General features: G+C 54.0%; 1 protein-coding gene. It reads left to right on the top strand.

Going from position 1 to position 459, the window contains the following annotated elements; genetic code table 11:
- Positions 1-459: ATP-binding cassette domain-containing protein (locus tag RTW80_RS27275; RefSeq protein WP_312721207.1), on the top strand; the 459-nt coding region annotated here is incomplete at both ends.

Here is a 459-nt window from a genome sequence, read left to right on the forward strand (position 1 = left end):
GCGATCTGTTGATCGACGGCAAACGAATGAATGACGTTCCAGCCAAAGCACGCAATATAGCGATGGTGTTCCAGAACTACGCGTTGTATCCGCATATGACGGTTTACGACAACATGGCGTTTGGTCTGAAGATGCAAAAAATCGCCAAAGAGGTGATTGATGAGCGGGTGAACTGGGCGGCGCAAATTCTCGGCCTGCGTGAGTACCTGAAACGTAAGCCGGGGGCGCTTTCCGGCGGGCAACGTCAGCGAGTGGCGCTTGGGCGGGCGATTGTACGCGAAGCGGGCGTGTTTTTAATGGATGAACCGCTCTCTAACCTTGATGCCAAGCTGCGCGTGCAAATGCGCGCAGAGATCAGCAAGCTGCATCAGAAACTGAACACCACCATGATCTACGTGACCCACGATCAGACCGAAGCGATGACCATGGCGACGCGGATTGTGATTATGAAAGACGGGA

This window comes from Escherichia sp. AM3 (assembly GCF_032029835.1).
Lineage (GTDB): Bacteria > Pseudomonadota > Gammaproteobacteria > Enterobacterales > Enterobacteriaceae > Escherichia > Escherichia coli.